The organism is Hydrogenophaga palleronii (assembly GCF_031457455.1).
Classification (GTDB): domain Bacteria; phylum Pseudomonadota; class Gammaproteobacteria; order Burkholderiales; family Burkholderiaceae_C; genus Hydrogenophaga; species Hydrogenophaga palleronii_A.
The window spans coordinates 221,181-237,421 of the sequence record NZ_JAVDWU010000008.1; the positions used below are offsets into that span (position 1 = coordinate 221,181).

The window sequence follows — 16,241 nt, forward strand, 5'->3', positions numbered from 1 at the left end:
GCATGGACGACGAACGGCACGACATCATTCGGTTCCTGCGGCAGCACGCGCCGTTCCAGGAACTGGATGAAGACACGCTGGCGCGTGTCGGTGGTGCCATCGACGTGCGCTACTGCAAGGCCGGCACGCGCATCGTCGAGTTCGGTCAGGCCGCGCTGTTCTGGCACATCGTGCGCAGCGGCGTGGTCGAGGTCTACCGGCGCGACGGCACGCTCTACAACCGCCTGACCGAGGGCGGCTACTTTGGCGAGTTCGGCCTGCTGCACCGCAAGAAGGTGCGTTTTCCGGCGGTGGCGCAGGAAGACACGCTGCTCTACCTGCTGCCAGAGCCGATGTTCACCGAACTCTTCGAGAGCAACGAGGTTTTTGCCGATCAAGTGGAGACGGAGGACCGCACGCGGCTGCAGAAGGCGGTCTCGCGCCAGCAGGCAGGCAACACCCTGCTGTCGGCCACCGTGGGCCGTCTGGTCGAGCGCGAGCCGGTGACCCTGTCGCCTCACGGCAGCGCACAGGAGGCTGCCCGACGCATGACCGAGGCCGGCGTCTCGTCGCTCTTGCTCGTTGATGAAGGGGGTCCAGCGGGTGAAGACGGAACACCGACCAGCCGGATGGCCGGCATCCTCACCGACCGCGATCTGCGCAGCCGGCTGTTGGCCCAGGGCCTGCCGCAAAGCACGCCGGTGGTCGACATCGCCAGCACCGAGGTGATCGCCATCGAGCACAACCGGCTGGTGTTCGAGGCCATGGCGCTGATGCTGCGCCACAAGGTGCACCATCTGCCGGTGATTCGAGGCGGACGCGCCGTCGGGGTGGTGGCCTTGTCGGACATCATCCGTTTTGAATCCGGCAACAGCCTGTTCGTGGTCGGTCGCATCGGTCGCGCGCAGGGTGTGGAGGAACTGGAGTCGCTCGTGCCCGAGGTGCGCAACAGTTTCTTGCGCATGTTGGGCGAGCACGCCAGTGCCCGTGTGGTGGGCAGTGCCATGTCGGCCATCGGGCGAGCGTTCAAGCAACGCTTGCTGGAGCTGGCAGAGCAGACGCTGGGCCCGCCGCCGGTGCCTTACTGCTTTCTGGCGCTGGGCTCGATGGCCCGCCAGGAGCAGGGCGTGGTCACCGACCAGGACAACGCCCTGGTGCTGGACAACCGGTTTGATCCCGCCAGCCACGACGCCTACTTTGAAGCCCTGGCCCGCTTCGTCACCGAAAGCCTGGCCCGCTGCGGCTACACCCTGTGCACCGGCGATGTGATGGCCACCAACCCCCGTTGGCGCCAGCCGCTGCGGGTATGGCAGGGGTACTTCAAGAACTGGATCGAACAGCCCAGCGCTGAAGGCCTGCTCAACAGCAACATCTTCTTCGATCTGGACGGCGTGCACGGCCGTACCGAGTGGGCCGACAGCCTGCGGCGTGACATAGCGCGCCAGGCCCGGCTGCACCCGCGATTTCTGGCCAGCATGGCGCGCAACGCCTTGTTGCGCACGCCGCCGCTGGGCTTCTTCAAGGGGTTTGTGCTGGAGGCCGACGGTCGCCACAGCGCAGGCATCAACCTCAAGCGACGGGGGACGGCGCCGCTGACCGACCTGATCCGCGTGCATGCGCTGGCCGTGGGTTCGGAAGCCATCAATTCGTTTGACCGGCTCGACGACGTGATCAAGGCGGGTGTGCTGTCGCCCGGTCGGGGGCCCGACCTGCACGACGCGCTGGAATTCCTGGCCTTCGTGCGCTTTCGCGCCCAGGCTGAAGACCTCAAGAACGGCCAGCGGCCCGGCAATTCCCTGTCGCCCGATCGCCTGTCGGACTTCGAACGCAAGAACCTGCGCGATGCCTTCCTGGTGCTGGACCAGGCGCAGGACTACCTGAAGTTCCGGCACCAGTCGGCACGTTGAGCCCGCATGCTGCACGCAGGCCTGTTGCGCGACCCAAAGCCTGTCGGCACGGCTGATGTGGTGGACTGGTCGGCCCGCTTCACTGCTCTGAGGCAGTCGGCCCGCGACTCTCGTCTGCATGCCTTCTACGCCGCCGGTGCGGTCTCCGGCGACACGCCACTGCAGGACGTGCCCCTGCTGGCACTGGACGTGGAGACGACCGGGCTGAATCCGGCCACCGACGGCATCGTCAGTGTGGGCCTGGTGCCGATGTCGCTCGACCGCATTCGGGCCAGCCAGGGGCGGCACTGGTTGCTCAAGCCGCGTGTGCCGCTGGTCGACGAGGCGATCACCTTTCACGGCATCACCCACCAGCAGTTGCGCCAGGCGCCGGATCTGGACGATGTGCTGGGCGAACTGCTGTCGGTCATGGCGGGTCAGGTGATGGTGGTGCACTGCCGCGACATCGAACGCCAGTTTCTCGACCAGGGTCTGCGGCGGCGTCTGGGCGAGGGCATCGAGTTTCCGGTCATTGACACCATGGAGCTGGAGGCCCGGCTGCACCGCCGTCCGCCACCCCCCTGGTGGCGGCGCCTGTGGCGGTCGAAGCCACCCCCGCAAGTGTCCATCCGGCTGGCAGCCAGCCGGATGCGCTACGGCTTGCCGCGCTATCGTCTGCACCATGCCCTGTCCGACGCTTTGGCTTCGGCCGAGCTGCTGCAGGCCCAGGTGGCGCACAGGTTCGGGCCGCAGACGCCGCTGCGCGACCTGTGGCACTGAGAGGTAAATGGTCTTTCGCATGAGCCTGCACATGGCGCTGTAGCTTGGCAGCGAAAGGTTCAGCCGATCGCCCCTGGAATACCCATCCCTTGCCCCTGTCACACTCAGCACATGAACTTCGAACTTGTTCTGGCATTTGGGAAGAGCTTCCTCTTCGTCTTTGCCGCGCTGCTACCCATCCTGAACCCGGCGGCCACCGCGCCCATCTTCCTGGGGCTCACGGAGGGTGCTTCGCCGCGCACGCGGGCCATGCTCGCGCGCAAAATCGCACGCAACATGTTTGCGCTCATGCTGGGTTCCATGCTGGTGGGTTCGTACGTGCTGGAATTCTTTGGCATCTCGCTGCCCATCGTGCGGGTGGGCGGTGGCCTGATCGTGGCGGCCACTGCCTGGCGGCTCATCACCGCCACGCAGGCCACGGTCGACAGCCGCACCGAATTGGCCGAGTCCTTCACGCCCGAGATGGCCAAGCGCCAGGCCTTTTATCCGCTGACTTTCCCGATCAGCTGTGGGCCAGGGGGCATTGCGGCAGCGATCACGGTGGGCGTGTCGCTCAACGATGAGCGCATTGCGCGATCGGTGGCCTACATGGCGGGGGGAACGCTGGCGCTGTTTGCCATCGGTGTCCTGCTTTATTTGGCGTTTCGCCACGCCGAACGGCTGCTCAAGCCGCTGGGCGAGGCCGGCACCGTGATCTTTCTGCGTTTGTCGGCTTTCATTTTGCTGTGCCTGGGCGTGCAGATCGTGTGGGATGGTCTGAGCGAACTGCTGCGTGGGTTGCTGGTGTCGGTTATCACATGAAAGACCCCGCCGAGCTTCGCTCGACCCCCTCAAGGGGGCGATACCGGTGGCCCGGCGAAGCCGGTTCCACGGTATCTCTGGATAGGGGCATTTCGCGCCGGAAGGATTGCCCTCCCCTGCGCCGCCCTTTGCGCGTCGCCCTTTGATGGGCGATACCGTTGGCCCGGGAAAGCCGGTTCCACGGTATCTCTGGGTAGGGGTCCTCTCGCCCCGTTGAGGGTTCTGCTGCATGCTTGCTGCGTTGGCCTGTGCGCGGACCTTCATACTTCGCTTGCCGGCTCAACAGGGCCGGTGATTGCAGCGCGCGCTGCCCACCCGTGGGAGCTTCATGAGCCAGGACCAGTACGTCATTCTTGCCATTCTTGCCGTCACCGTCGGCCTGTTCCTTTGGGGTCGCTGGCGCCACGACATGGTGGCGGTGGGTGCGCTGCTCGCCGCCGTGCTGGGCGGGGTGGTCTCTGCGGACGAGGCCTTTTCAGGTTTTGGTCATCCGGCCGTGATCACGGTGGCCTGCGTGCTGGTGCTCAGCCGTGGCCTGCAGACCTCGGGCGCGGTGGATGCGCTGGCGCGCCGGGTGCTTCCGCATGAGGCCGGTCCCACCCTGAGCCTGCTCTCACTGGTGGGTCTGGGGGCTCTGTTGTCGGGTTTCATGAACAACGTGGGCGCCATGGCGCTGCTGATGCCGGTGGCCATGCAACTGGCCAAACGGCTGGACATGTCACCCGGCTGTGTGCTGATGCCACTCGCCTTTGGCACCATTCTGGGCGGCATGACGACGCTGATCGGCACGCCGCTCAACCTCATCGTGTCGGGCTTTCGGGCGCAGCAGGGGGCGGGCGGCTTCGGCATGTTCGACTTCACCCCGGTGGGGCTCGCGGTGGCGCTGGTGGGCATTGCCTTTGTGGCGCTGGTGGGGTGGCGGCTGGTGCCGGTGCGCCGGCAGGCCGGCATGGAAGGTTTCGAAACCGGAGCCTACCTGACCGAGGTGCGGGTGCCTGAAACCAGCCAGTGCACGGGCCAGACGCTGCGCGAAATCGAGAAACAACTGGAAGACGCCGGTGCGCAGGTGGTGGGCCTCGTGCGGCACGAAATGCGGGTGAACGCTCCGAGTGCCTACCGCCGCGTGCTGGCGGGCGACATCCTGATTGTTGAAGCCGAGGCCGATGCCTTGTCTGGCCTGTTGTCGCGGCTGGGGTTGCGGCTGGAGGAGGCCAAGCGGCCCGTGGACACGCCTGCCGAAGACGCAGATCTCGACGCGGTGGCCGAAACCGGGGCTGCATCGGACGCGGCGCATGAGGCTGTGTCAGAACGCCCCGAAGGTGGCGATGACGAAGCAGGCGAAGCAGACAGGTCCCGCGCAGAACCCTCGCGCGACATCGTTTTGATGGAGCTGGCGGTGCTGCCGGGCTCCAGCCTGCAGGGGCAGACGGCCAGCGATCTGTTGCTGCGCACGCGGTATGGCATCAACCTGCTGGCGGTGTCGCGCCAAGGGCTGCGGTCCATGGGGCGGCTGCGTGAATGGCCGTTCCGGGTGGGCGACCTGCTGCTGATGCAAGGTCCGCCAGAGGCCATCGGCGCATTCGCGGCTGACAAAGGCTGTGTGCCGCTGGCCGAGCGAGAACTGCACATTCCCAGCTCGCGCAAGGCCTGGCTGGCGGGCGGGGTCATGGCGCTGGCGGTGGGAAGTGCCGCCTTCGGCCTGCTGCCGGCGGCGATCTCGTTCGCACTGGGCGTGCTGGCTTCCATGGTGCTGCGCACCGTGCCGCCGCGCAGCGTCTACGAAAGCATCGACTGGCCGGTGATCACCCTGCTGGCCGCACTTATTCCCGTGGCTGGGGCCATGGCCAGCACCGGCACGGCCGATCTCATCGCGCGCCTGCTCATGGAGGGTGTGGCGCAAGGCCATGCCGTGGGGGCACTGGCACTGGTGCTGGTGGTCACCATGACGCTGTCCGACCTGATGAACAACGCCGCCACCGCGGCGGTGATGTGCCCCATCGCCATCGGCACCGCGAGCGCCCTGGGGGTGAATGCGGACGCTTTCCTCATGGCCGTGGCCATTGGCGCCTCGTGTGCCTTCCTCACCCCCATCGGTCACCAGAACAACACCCTCATCCTGGGGCCGGGCGGGTTTCGTTTTGGTGACTACTGGCGCCTGGGTCTGCCCCTGGAATTGCTGGTGGTCGCCGTCAGCCTGCCCTTGCTGCTCATCGTCTGGCCCTTGTGAACGCCATGCAGAAACCACCCACGCACCCACCTGACGTCGGCCCGGTCACCGACAGCGAACGCATTGTTCAGGCGCTGCGCGAACGCCGCTACAAGCGGGTGCGCAAGCTGCTCGCGCGCATGCACCCGGCCAAGATCGCCGCGCTCGTGGAAGCGCTGGGGCGGGAAGAGCGCGACGCACTCTGGCAACAGGTGTCTGCGTCCATGGAAGGGCGCATCCTGCCGCACCTGAAGGCTGCGCTGGCCCGGCAGCTCGCTGCCGATGCGGCAGAGCGGGGCGAGCCAAGTGGGTCTGTTGACACTGGCGATTCAGACGATTCCCGGCTCTCGGTGGACGCGGTTAACCAGCTGGCGGCGGTGCGCGAGGCAGTGTCCGAAGACCGGCTCAAGCGGGTCGGCAAGCTGTTGCACCGCATGCACCCGGCGAAAGTGGCTGGCCTGCTGGAAGCCCTGCCACCGTCTGAGCGCGGTGTGGTGTGGAGCATGGTTGAAACCGATCGGGCCGGCAAGGTGCTCACCTACCTGCACGACGAAATCCGCGCCACGCTGGCCCGTGAGCTCGACCCGGACGATCTGGTGGCTGCCGTTCTGCCGCTCGATCTCGATGATCTGGTCGACCTGATCCAGCAGCTGCCGAACGACCTGAGCGACCTGCTGATGCAGGCCACCAGCGGTGCCCGGCGCGAGCAAGTCGAAACCCTGCTGGCACATCCGGAAGACTCCGCCGGTGGCCTGATGGACACCGATTTCATCGAGGTCCGTGCCGAGGTGCGCATCGGTGCCGTGCTGCGCTACCTGCGCCTGCTCGACACGCTGCCGTCGCACACCGACCAGCTCATGGTGATGGACCGCCAGGGCCTGTACCAGGGCGTACTGCGCTTGAGCGCGCTGGTGACGGCCGATCCCACGTGGCGCGTGTCGGAGGTGATGCACACCGATGTGGCCGGCATTGCGCTGGACATGCCGGCTACCGAAGTGGCCCGACTGTTCCAGGACCATGACCTGCTCTCCGCCCCGGTGGTGGATGCCGATCAACGCCTGGTCGGGCGCATCACGGTGGACGATGTGGTCGACCTGATCCGCGAAGACGCCGACCGCGCGTTGATGCAGATGGCCGGCCTGGACGACGAGGCCGACATGTTCGCGCCCGTGCTGGTGAGCGCGCGCCGGCGCGCGGTGTGGCTGGGCATCAACCTCGTCACCGCTTTCCTGGCCGCCTGGGTGATCGGCCGCTTTGAAGCCACGCTGGAGCAACTGGTGGCACTGGCCGTGCTGATGCCCATCGTGGCCAGCATGGGCGGCATTGCAGGCAGCCAGACGCTCACCCTGATGATCCGCGGGCTGGCGCTGGGCCAGATCCAGAAGGGCAACCTGCGCGTGCTGCTGCAACGGGAAATGGGCACCTCGGTCCTCAACGGCCTGCTGTGGGCGGCGGTCATCGCCTTGCTGGCGGTGGTCTGGTTTGGCAACTGGGGGCTGGGTGGCGTGCTCGGTGCCGCCATCCTCATCAACCTCTTGTGCGCGGCGTTGGCCGGCCTGGCCATTCCGCTGCTGCTGCAGCGCATGGGCATCGACCCAGCGCTGGCAGGCAGCGTGGTGCTCACCACCGTCACCGACGTGATCGGCTTTTTTGCCTTCCTGGGGTTGGCCAGTCTCTGGCTCGTCTGAAGCTGTGCGCAAGAGTCGCGCGGGCCGGGCTGCGCATCCGTTCCGATTCTTCGCTCCGACCATAGCAGGCCATGCATGGCAGACGGGCTCAGCCGTCAGGCCGAATTCAGTTGTTCACGGGAGAATTCCCGAGCAGATGCCAAACCTCTCACACCACGGGGGCCATTTCATTGCGAGAATGCCGAGACGTTACACAATGTGTCGTTGATGCCATCCCTTCACCCCTCCAAGCGTTCTGAGCTTGCCCGGATGCCGGCATGGTCTGAAGGGAGCACAGCCGTGGCACGCGGGACCGCGGTGAATACCCGCTCGCGTGCGCTGGTGTCGGCGGTGATGCTGTTCACCCTGCTGGCGGTCAGTGTGCTGTGGTGGCAGGCGGAGCGCTCCCGGGACCAGTTGCGCGAGCAGCTCATGCAGCAAGCCGGGCAGCGCAGCCTGCACCTGGCCGACGCCATGGCCGGGCAGGTGGGCATTCTGATGAGCATGCTCGATCTGAAGCTGATGGACCTGCGTCGTGACTGGTTGCGCGATCCGGCGGGCTTCGATCCAGCGGTTCGCAACGTGCTGGAGATCTTGCCTGCGGGGTTTGTGAGCCACGCCAGCGTGGTGGATGCCGACGGCTATGTGGTCTACAACAGCCTCGGTCAGGAAGCTGGCACCTACGTGGGCGACCGGGCGCATTTTCAGGCCCAGAGAGCGGGTGGCGACAGAATCCACATTGGCAAGCCGGTCGCTTCGCGCCTGACCGGACGATGGATCTTCATCGTCGGTCGCCCCATCATGCGAGACGGCCAGTTCGCTGGGGTGATCCAGTTGATGGTGTCAAGTGACGCGGTGGCGCAAAAGCTGGCCACTCTGCAGTTGTCCGACCAGGACGTGGTGTCCCTCATCCATGCCGATGGCACCTTCATGGCGCGCAGCCGGGCCAACAGCGAGGCCATGGGCGTGCAACTCACGTCTTCCAGACCTTATGTGCAGGCCCCGGACCTCCCGCACGGCATTTACCACGTCAAGGGCCAACTGGACGATGTGGCACGCACTTACGGCTGGCGGCGCATCACGCCCCATCCGCTGGTGGTGGCAGTGGGTCTGGCCGATGCCTCCGTGATGCTGCCCCTTTCACCCGCCCTCAAGCGCGGCCGCGCGGTGACAGCGACACTCGCCGCCCTGCTGTTCATGTGTGGCGGTCTCATCAGCGTGCTCCTGATGCGGGTGGCGCGCAACCAGGCCGTGGCAGAGGCCAACGAAGCCGTCCGAGTGAGGCTGTTCGAGAGCTCGCATGTGCCCATCGTGGTGATGGACGCCAGGACCGGCCGGATCATCGACTGCAACCAGGCCGCGTGCCGCATCTATGGCTATGAGCAGCGGTCCGACGTGCTGGGCAGGTCACCCGAGGTGTTTTCTGCACCGAAGCAATATGACGGCACGCCCTTCGACGAAAAGGCTCGCTTTTTTGTCGCACAGGCCGTCAAGAAGGGGTCGGTCAAGTTCGACTGGCTGCACCAGCGTCCCGATGGCACCCAATGGGACGGCGAAGTGAACCTCATGTGCTTTGAATCCGAAGGCTGGAAGCTGTTGCAGTTCACGGTGCAGGACATCACCGAAAGCCGCCGGGCAGAGCGTGCATTAAGAGACAGCGAGACACGCCTGAAGGAGGCCCAGAGGCTGGCCCATGTGGGCAGTTGGGAGCACAACCCGACCACCGGCGTCATCCTCTGGTCCGATGAAATCTACCGCATATTCGAGGTCGATCCTGCGACCTTCACGGTCACGATGGAGAGCTTTTATTCCATCGTGCATCCGCATGACCGGGATTGGATGCACGAGGCTTATCAGCGATCCGAGCTGACCCGCCAGCCTTTTGACCTGGTGTTCCGGCTGCTTATGCCAGACGGCCGAGTGAAGCATGTGCGCGAAACCGGCCAGAGAGAGTTCCAGGGCGAGCGGCTGGTGCGCAGTTTTGGCACTGTGCAGGACATCACGCAGATGCACCAGGCAGAAGAAGCGCTGATGCGCCTGAACGAAGAACTTGAACAGCGAGTGGCCGAACGCACGCGCGAGATGACGGTGCTCAACCGCGACCTGGAAGCCTTTGCCTACAGCGTCTCGCACGATCTGCGCACGCCCCTGCGCAGCATCGACGGCTACGCGAGCCTGCTTGACGCGGAGTTCGGCGATCAGATCCGCGGAGAGGGACGGTCTTACCTGGAACGTATCCAGCGTTCGGCGCGCCGCATGGGCAATCTGATCACCGACATGCTGAGCATGGCCCACCTCAGCCGCGCCGACCTTCAGTGCGAGCGCGTCGATCTCAGCGAACTGGCGCGATCCATCATGGCCGAGATCGCAGGGGGCGAAACGGGGCGGTCGGTTGAATGGCACATTGAAGATGGCCTGATCGTGCAGGCAGACGCGGGACTCATGCGGGTGGTGTTGCAGAACCTGCTGGGCAACGCGTGGAAATACACCAGCCAGACCACGCAGGCCCGCATCAGCTTCACCCGACAGCGGCATGCCGATGGCCGTCAGGAATTCTGTGTGCGTGACAACGGCGCGGGCTTTGACATGACCTACGCCGAGCAGTTGTTCCAGCCCTTCAAGCGCCTCCATGCCCACCACGAATTCGAAGGCACGGGTGTGGGGCTGGCCACGGTGCACCGCGTGATCGAGCGCCATGGTGGCAAGGTGCGTGGCGAAGGGAAGGTGAGAGAAGGCGCAGTGTTCTGCTTCACTTTGCCGGGGTGAGATGAAACACCCCCCCGCGCCGCTTCGCGTCACCCCCTCAAGGGGGCTGAGGGCCGCGGCTTCAAGCCTGCCTGCGCAGGCTTGGACAGCCCGAAGAAGCCTCGACTCTGGCGAGGCTGCGGCCTGCAAGGCATACCAGAGGCCCGGCAAAGCCGGTTCCTCGGTATCTCTGGACGGGGCATTTCGCGCCGGAAAGGGCTTGGAACGCCCCGCGCCGCGCGGTGAGATGAAACACCTCCGCAGCGCCAAACCCCTCTGCGTTTCAAGATCAAAAACTCCCGAACACCGTGCCCAGCGTCACCACCGCCACCAGCGCCAGCAGCGGGAAGGCCACCGCCACCATAAAGATGTCGAAATAGCTCTTGCGGTGTGACAGCCCGCAGATGCCCAGCAGGGTGATCACGGCGCCGTTGTGGGGCAGGGCGTCGAGTCCGCCGGTGGCGATCGCGGTCACGCGGTGCAGCAGGTCGGGAGCAATGCCTGCCGCCTGGCCCATGGCCAGCCAGGTGTCGCCCAGCGTCTGAAGCGCAATGCTCATGCCACCCGACGCTGAGCCGGTGATGCCAGCCAGGATGTTGACCGCGATCGACATGCTTACCAGCGGGTTGCCCGGTGCAATGCCCAGTACCGCGTCGCGAATCAAGGTGAAGCCCGCGAGCGAGGCGATCACCGCGCCGAAGCCTACTTGAGATGCGGTGTTGAGCAGCGGCAGCACCGAACTGGTGGCACCGGCTTCCAGTGTGGGAACCAGGGTCGTCAAATGCCGGCGTTGCAGCACCAGTAACAACACGATGGCGGCGCTGAGTGCGCCGATCACGGCCCAGATGCCGCGCAGGTTGTTGATGTGGGTGGCGCCAAAGCGGGCCTCGGCCAGGTAGGCGGTGTTCAAAGAAGGAAACACCCAGGTGGCCAGAGCGTAGTTGAGCGCGATCACCAGCACCACTGGCGCCATCGCCAGGGCGAAGGCGTGGCCGCTGAACGCGAGAGGGGGCGCCGACGGCACATTCGCTGGACGACCCGTCGCACTGGCTTTCGACGCATTGGCGGGATCGTCCAGCGCAGGTGCATCGGCATCGTCGCCGTAGCCTTCGCCCTGATCCCTGGCACGCGCCGCGCGGCGCGTGAGCCACAGCGTGCCCAGCACCAGCATCACCACGCCGCCGATCAGCCCCAGCCCCGGCGCGGCAAACGGCGTGGTGCCGAAGTAGGGCATGGGAATGGCGTTCTGGATGGCCGGCGTGCCAGGCAGTGCCGTCATGGTGAAGGTGAAAGCACCCAGCGCGATGGTGCCAGGAATGAGGCGTTTGGGCACATCGGCGTGGCGGAAGAGTGCCGCCGCAATGGGGTAGACCGCGAAGGCCACCACGAACAGCGACACCCCGCCGTAGGTGAGCACGGCGCAGGCGAGCACGATGGCCAGGACGGCGCGCTGCTCGCCTAGGCCGGTGACGATGCCTTGCGCAATGATCCTTGCCGCGCCGGAGGCTTCCATCAGCTTGCCGAACACCGCGCCCAGCAGGAACAGTGGAAAAAACGCGATCACGAAGCTGCCCAGCGCCGGCATGAACACCTGGGTGTAGCTGGCCAGCAGTGGCGCGCCGGGCGTGAACAGGGCGGCCAACAAGGCCATGAGCGGTGCCAGGATGAGCACGCTCACACCCCGGTAGGCCAGGGCCATCAGCAGCACCAGCGCCAGCACGATGCCAAGGATGCTGCTCATGACGCCTGCAATCCAGAGAGGTCCAGGCTGCTACGCACGCCGATCGCATCACCGTGCTGGTTCAGCCAGCTGTCTGCGGCTTTGACGCCCAGGTCGTGCAACTGCGACAAAAAGGCCCAGTGAGTGGCGGTCTTGCTGCCTGCGCCCAGCGGCGTCAGTGACGCCCCGCCGTCGATCAGGTGCACGCGCAGCGCGTCAACGCGTTGGAACAGGGGGTTGCGGTAGGTGTGGCCCGGTCGGCCCTCGTCGGCAATCAACTGCTTGAGCAAGGCGATGGAGCGCATCTCCTTGACCAGGCTGGCATTGAAGGTGACTTCGTTGATGCGGTCGAGAATGTCGCCGGCGCTGGTGGGCAGCGCTGGGCGCTCAATGGGATTGATCTGTACCAGCAACAGGTCGTCGGCCTGGCTCTCGGTGATCAGCGGCATCAGCGAAGGGTTGCCCGCATAGCCACCGTCCCAGTAAGCCTCGCCTTCGATCTCCACCGCCTGGAACATCAACGGCAGGCAGGCCGAAGCCATCACCATGTCGGCATTGAGCGTGCGCTGGTCGAACACGCGCAGCGCACCGGTGCGGACCTGCGTGGCAGCGATGAAGAGCTGCGTCTTGTGGCAATGGCGCACGCGATCGAAGTCCACCGTTTCCACCAGGATGTCCCGCAGCGGGTTGAGGTTCAAGGGATTGAGCTGGTAGGGCGAGAGTTGATGCCCCCACAGGCTGGCGACGCGTTTCCAGGGTTCGATCCAGGGCGAGAGCCAGTCGGCGGCGGGCCCCATCAGGGCGCCCATGGAGGTGTTCTGAAAATGGTGAAACGGTGAAGCCTGCGACACCCGAAGCCAGAAGTCACGCAACACACGGCGCGCCCCTTCGCGCCCACCGTCCATCAGGCCGGCCGCCACTGCCACCGCGTTCATGGCGCCAGCACTGGTGCCGCTGATGGCGGCAATCTCCAGCCGGTCTTCCTCCAGCAGCCGGTCGAGCACGCCCCAGGTGAAGGCTCCGTGCGAGCCACCGCCTTGCAAGGCCAGGTCGATTTGATGGCGGGGGACTGTGCGGTTGGCGGCACTGGCTCGGGGAGGCAGGGATTGGCGCATGCGGATTCCTTGTCAACGGGCTATTGTGCATCGCAGCAATTTCCTGGAGAAGGTGTTCCCGTACCCAAGGCGCTGGCCGCGCATCGGCAGCGTTGTATTGCGCATATGCACCTTGTGCAAAATGTCAGACTTCCCCAGGGGTATTTCCGTGGTGCGCCCGCTCGCAGCCTGCGGCAAGCCGTTTCTTGCCCATGCTCCAAGGCTTGGCAAGCAGCAGTGTGATCGGGTCCTTGAATGCGCTGGCGCGGCGTGCCTTGAGCGGCATTGTGCCGAATCGCCTCTTAGTGCATTCAAGCAGCATGGCACTTCACGAAATCATCTACCTCAGCCGGGCCAGCGAACCCATGGCCCCGGAGGCGCTGGCCACGTGGTTTGACCGCCGCACGGGCTTGCATCCACGCTGGCGTAGGACCTACACCGCCGACGCCTCCAGTCCATTGGTCTGCAAGTGGGCTTGCACGCCGTCCGGAATCAGGTGTACCGGATCACATCGAATTCCACGCCGAGTTGCGGTGGTGTGCCTGTGACCATCTGGTAGAGGCTACCGCATGGTCAAAAAGAGCCAGATCGCCAGAATTGTTGGCTTCGCTCCACATGCTGCGGACGGACATCTTCTTTCGCTTTGAGCTCGCGTCTTCAGTTGATCGCGTGTGGGGACATTTCGGTTGACGAGCCCCTGAATGGTTCGTCGGAGCCAACATCTTTGAATCCGAAGTGTGAGAGCAATCCACCTGCTTCGTGCGACAGTTCTAAAGCTAAATTCAGCGCCACCGGACTCGAAATGACATAAAGAAAATTAGAGTCAAATTGGCAATTACGAATGAGCATGAAGCATATTTGATGGGTGCTATGATGCCAAAAAAGCTGCTTTTTGCAGGGCCAATATAAGTTGATGAAGGTGGAATAAGTAGCATCAATAGCATCATTAATATGCCAATCGCGGTAAATAATTGGATGTCAAAGACCGCGTGCTCAATGGTCAGATTTTTCCTCTCTTTCATGTGATTCAGGGCTCTCTGGAGATCCTCTTTCGCCGTTGATTTCAAAAGAATCAGGGCCAGAGGCAACGTCACCACAAGGGATAGCGTAAGCTGCAAATAGGGAACCTCGTAAGGCAAATTAGAGGGTCTGTAGTTCCCGCTGCCGGCGATGATGGGGCTTATGGCAGTCAGGACTTCTCCAGCCAGACTCTTTGCAGAGGAATTTTCGGAAATCGTGATTTCGTAGACGGTGAAGTGCAATATGAGAAGCAAGGCGGCTATGGCAAACAACTTCCAAATATACTTATCCGAGTAGGGTGTTTCGCTGGCTCGCATGGTTTGATAACTGCGGGAATTTTCGGGAAATAATTTGTACTTGATTCGAATTCAGACATCAGGACGGTGCAAATCCATATTCGGAGCGGCTTCTCCGCAACCTGGATCGAGATATGGTGAACGTAGGGGTGCTCTCAGCCACAAGGCCGCGATGTTCGCACAAGCCGGATCGGCTGCTTGCGTGCCCCTGTCAGATCCTGCGAGCCAGGGCCTGCCAGGAAGCAATGCGCTAGCTCACACCACCGACGCCTCCAACCCGTCGGTGGGCTCATGGGCGTGCAGATCGTCCGGCGCGGCGGTGACGATGGCCTGAAGGGGCGGGTCTGCGGGGACCAGGCGCGTCAGATCGGGCCGTGGCCGGCGCAGGGTGGCATGCCGCTCAAAGGCCTGCTCCATCGCCTGCGCTGCGCCCAGCAGCGCCAGGTCGCCCCGGAACGGGCCGGTCACCTGCAGGCCGAACGGCATGTCTTTTTCGTCGCGTCCGCAGGGCAGGCTGATGGCGGGGTGGGTGGTCAGTGTGACCACGTAGGTCAGTGCGAGCCAGCGGTAGTAGTTGTCTTGCGCACGGCCGTCGATGGTGGCGGCGCAGGGCTGGGTCCAGGGGAAAGGCGACACCGGCGTGGTGGGTGAGAGGACGAGGTCGTAATCGGCGAACACGCGCTGGAACCGATGCACGATGCGGGTCTGCTCGGTCTGCGCCCAGGCCGTGTCCAGGAGGCTCATGCCTGCGCCCATCTCGTAGTTGGCGCGCGGATTCGGCCCCAGGCTGGCAGGGTCGGCCTCGTAGGTGCTGCGCATGCCGGCCACAAAAGCTTCGGCGCGCAGGATGTCGAAACAGCGGTGTGCGTCGCCCAGGTCGAAAGGGACTTCGTCGCAGGCGGCAAACAGGTGCCGCATGGCGGCGATCTTCTGGCGCATGGCGCGGCGCACCAGTGGGTCCACGTCGCACAGGCCAAAGTCTTCGGTCCAGGCCACGCGCAGGCGCGATAGGTCGGCCGGCGCAGGGCGCAGGAAGGCCATGGTGTCGAGCGGGTAGCTCAGCGGGTCACCGGGATGTGGTCCGGCGGTGGCGGCCAGTTGCAGGCAGGTGTCGGCCACGTTGCGGCCCATGGGGCCGACCACCGAAATGGGCGACCAGCCCAGGCTTTTGCGCACGCTGGGCACCATGCCGGGCGATGGGCGAAAGCCCACCACGCCGCACTTGGCGGCCGGGATGCGCAGCGAACCGCCGGTGTCCGATCCGGTGCAGAGGGGCAGCAGGTCCAGCGCCAGGGCGGCGGCTGAACCACCGGAGGAACCGCCCGCATTCAGGTTGGGGTTGAACGGATTGCCCGTGGCGCCCCAGACCGGGTTGCGGCTGTTGGCACCGGCGCCCATCTCAGGCACGTTGGTCTTGCCCACCACAATGGCACCGGCGCGCCGCAGCCGGGCCACCAGTTCGTTGTCGGCCGACGGCACATGGTTGCGCAGGCTGGGCGTGCCCAGGGTGGAGAGCAGGCCCTGCGTGTTCTCCAGGTCTTTCACGCCCAGCGGCAGGCCGTGCAGCAGGCCCAGTGGTTCACCCCGCATGACGGCGGCTTCCGCAGCGCGGGCTTCTTCGCGTGCGCGCTCGAAGCAGGTGGCGGTGATCGCGTTCACCAACGGATTGAGTCGTTCAATGCGGTCGATGCAAGCCTCAAGCAACTCGACGGGGGAGAGTTCGCGCGTGCCGATCAGGCGGCGCAGTTCGACGGCGGAGGTTTCCGCCAGCGTGGTCGCGGATGCAAGGCTCATGGGATTAGGGCCTGTTCACACTATTTTTGCAAGTGCGAATGGGTTGAAAACAGCGCCAATCTAGGCGCGCGACGACGGCCAGACTGGATGTCTGGCCTAGGAGTGCAACAACGAGTGGCGCTGTTTTCAACCCATTCCCTTCGGGTTGCGGCCAAAAAGGTCATGCGCCGCGTTGCAAAGCCTTGCCGGGGGCGACCCCGGCTGCGTTTTGCGCCTTGCGCATGGCCTTTTTGATCCGCAACGCATCTTGAAA

Annotated in this window: 10 protein-coding genes; 6 read left to right on the top strand and 4 right to left on the bottom strand. The window is 64.8% G+C overall.

Going from position 1 to position 16,241, the window contains the following annotated elements:
* The first annotated feature begins 2 nt into the window (after positions 1 to 2).
* The 6 genes from J2W49_RS18585 to J2W49_RS18610 all read left to right on the top strand — a co-directional run bounded on the left by J2W49_RS18585 (position 3) and on the right by J2W49_RS18610 (position 10,085).
* A complete protein-coding gene (locus J2W49_RS18585; RefSeq protein WP_310319765.1) occupies positions 3 to 1,886 on the top strand; it encodes a DUF294 nucleotidyltransferase-like domain-containing protein in 1,884 nt (627 codons plus the stop codon).
* A gap of 6 nt (positions 1,887 to 1,892) precedes the next feature.
* Complete coding sequence (locus J2W49_RS18590; protein ID WP_310319768.1) at positions 1,893 to 2,645, top strand: 3'-5' exonuclease; 753 nt, start codon at positions 1,893 to 1,895, stop codon at positions 2,643 to 2,645.
* Between the two features lie 111 nt (positions 2,646 to 2,756).
* Positions 2,757 to 3,446 (top strand): MarC family protein, encoded by a 690-nt coding sequence (locus tag J2W49_RS18595; protein ID WP_310319771.1) that lies wholly within the window; start codon positions 2,757 to 2,759, stop codon positions 3,444 to 3,446.
* Between the two features lie 328 nt (positions 3,447 to 3,774).
* Positions 3,775 to 5,673, top strand: a complete 1,899-nt coding sequence (locus tag J2W49_RS18600) for an SLC13 family permease (protein WP_310319773.1) — start codon at positions 3,775 to 3,777, stop codon at positions 5,671 to 5,673.
* A 5-nt stretch (positions 5,674 to 5,678) separates the two neighbouring features.
* Positions 5,679 to 7,340: a magnesium transporter gene (gene mgtE / locus J2W49_RS18605; protein ID WP_310319776.1), complete on the top strand. Its 1,662-nt coding sequence runs from the start codon at positions 5,679 to 5,681 to the stop codon at positions 7,338 to 7,340.
* A 279-nt stretch (positions 7,341 to 7,619) separates the two neighbouring features.
* Complete coding sequence (locus J2W49_RS18610) at positions 7,620 to 10,085, top strand: PAS domain S-box protein (protein ID WP_310319779.1); 2,466 nt, start codon at positions 7,620 to 7,622, stop codon at positions 10,083 to 10,085.
* A 268-nt stretch (positions 10,086 to 10,353) separates the two neighbouring features.
* Here J2W49_RS18610 and J2W49_RS18615 read toward each other — a convergent pair whose 3' ends face one another.
* The 4 genes from J2W49_RS18615 to J2W49_RS18630 all read right to left on the bottom strand — a co-directional run bounded on the left by J2W49_RS18615 (position 10,354) and on the right by J2W49_RS18630 (position 15,988).
* Positions 10,354 to 11,805, bottom strand: a complete 1,452-nt coding sequence (locus J2W49_RS18615; RefSeq protein ID WP_310319782.1) for a GntP family permease — start codon at positions 11,803 to 11,805, stop codon at positions 10,354 to 10,356.
* Positions 11,802 to 12,899: a patatin-like phospholipase family protein gene (locus tag J2W49_RS18620; RefSeq protein WP_310319785.1), complete on the bottom strand. Its 1,098-nt coding sequence runs from the start codon at positions 12,897 to 12,899 to the stop codon at positions 11,802 to 11,804. The genes J2W49_RS18615 and J2W49_RS18620 overlap by 4 nt, the downstream gene beginning before the upstream one ends.
* A gap of 761 nt (positions 12,900 to 13,660) precedes the next feature.
* The gene (locus J2W49_RS18625) at positions 13,661 to 14,215 is read right to left on the bottom strand and encodes a hypothetical protein (protein WP_310319789.1); all 555 of its coding nucleotides are present in this window, start codon (positions 14,213 to 14,215) and stop codon (positions 13,661 to 13,663) included.
* Positions 14,216 to 14,449: 234 nt separating this feature from the next.
* Entirely contained in the window at positions 14,450 to 15,988 is a 1,539-nt protein-coding gene (locus J2W49_RS18630) for an amidase (protein WP_310319792.1), read from the bottom strand.
* Between the last annotated feature and the right edge of the window lie 253 nt (positions 15,989 to 16,241).

Excerpts from the sequence above, each read along its gene's own strand:
- mgtE (WP_310319776.1), top strand. The coding sequence starts at position 5,679 with ATGCAGAAACCACCCACGCACCCACCTGACGTCGGCCCGGTCACCGAC.
- J2W49_RS18615 (WP_310319782.1), bottom strand. The coding sequence starts at position 11,805 with ATGAGCAGCATCCTTGGCATCGTGCTGGCGCTGGTGCTGCTGATGGCC.
- J2W49_RS18625 (WP_310319789.1), bottom strand. The coding sequence starts at position 14,215 with ATGCGAGCCAGCGAAACACCCTACTCGGATAAGTATATTTGGAAGTTG.
- J2W49_RS18590 (WP_310319768.1), top strand. The coding sequence starts at position 1,893 with ATGCTGCACGCAGGCCTGTTGCGCGACCCAAAGCCTGTCGGCACGGCT.
- J2W49_RS18600 (WP_310319773.1), top strand. The coding sequence starts at position 3,775 with ATGAGCCAGGACCAGTACGTCATTCTTGCCATTCTTGCCGTCACCGTC.
- J2W49_RS18585 (WP_310319765.1), top strand. The coding sequence starts at position 3 with ATGGACGACGAACGGCACGACATCATTCGGTTCCTGCGGCAGCACGCG.
- J2W49_RS18620 (WP_310319785.1), bottom strand. The coding sequence starts at position 12,899 with ATGCGCCAATCCCTGCCTCCCCGAGCCAGTGCCGCCAACCGCACAGTC.
- J2W49_RS18630 (WP_310319792.1), bottom strand. The coding sequence starts at position 15,988 with ATGAGCCTTGCATCCGCGACCACGCTGGCGGAAACCTCCGCCGTCGAA.
- J2W49_RS18595 (WP_310319771.1), top strand. The coding sequence starts at position 2,757 with ATGAACTTCGAACTTGTTCTGGCATTTGGGAAGAGCTTCCTCTTCGTC.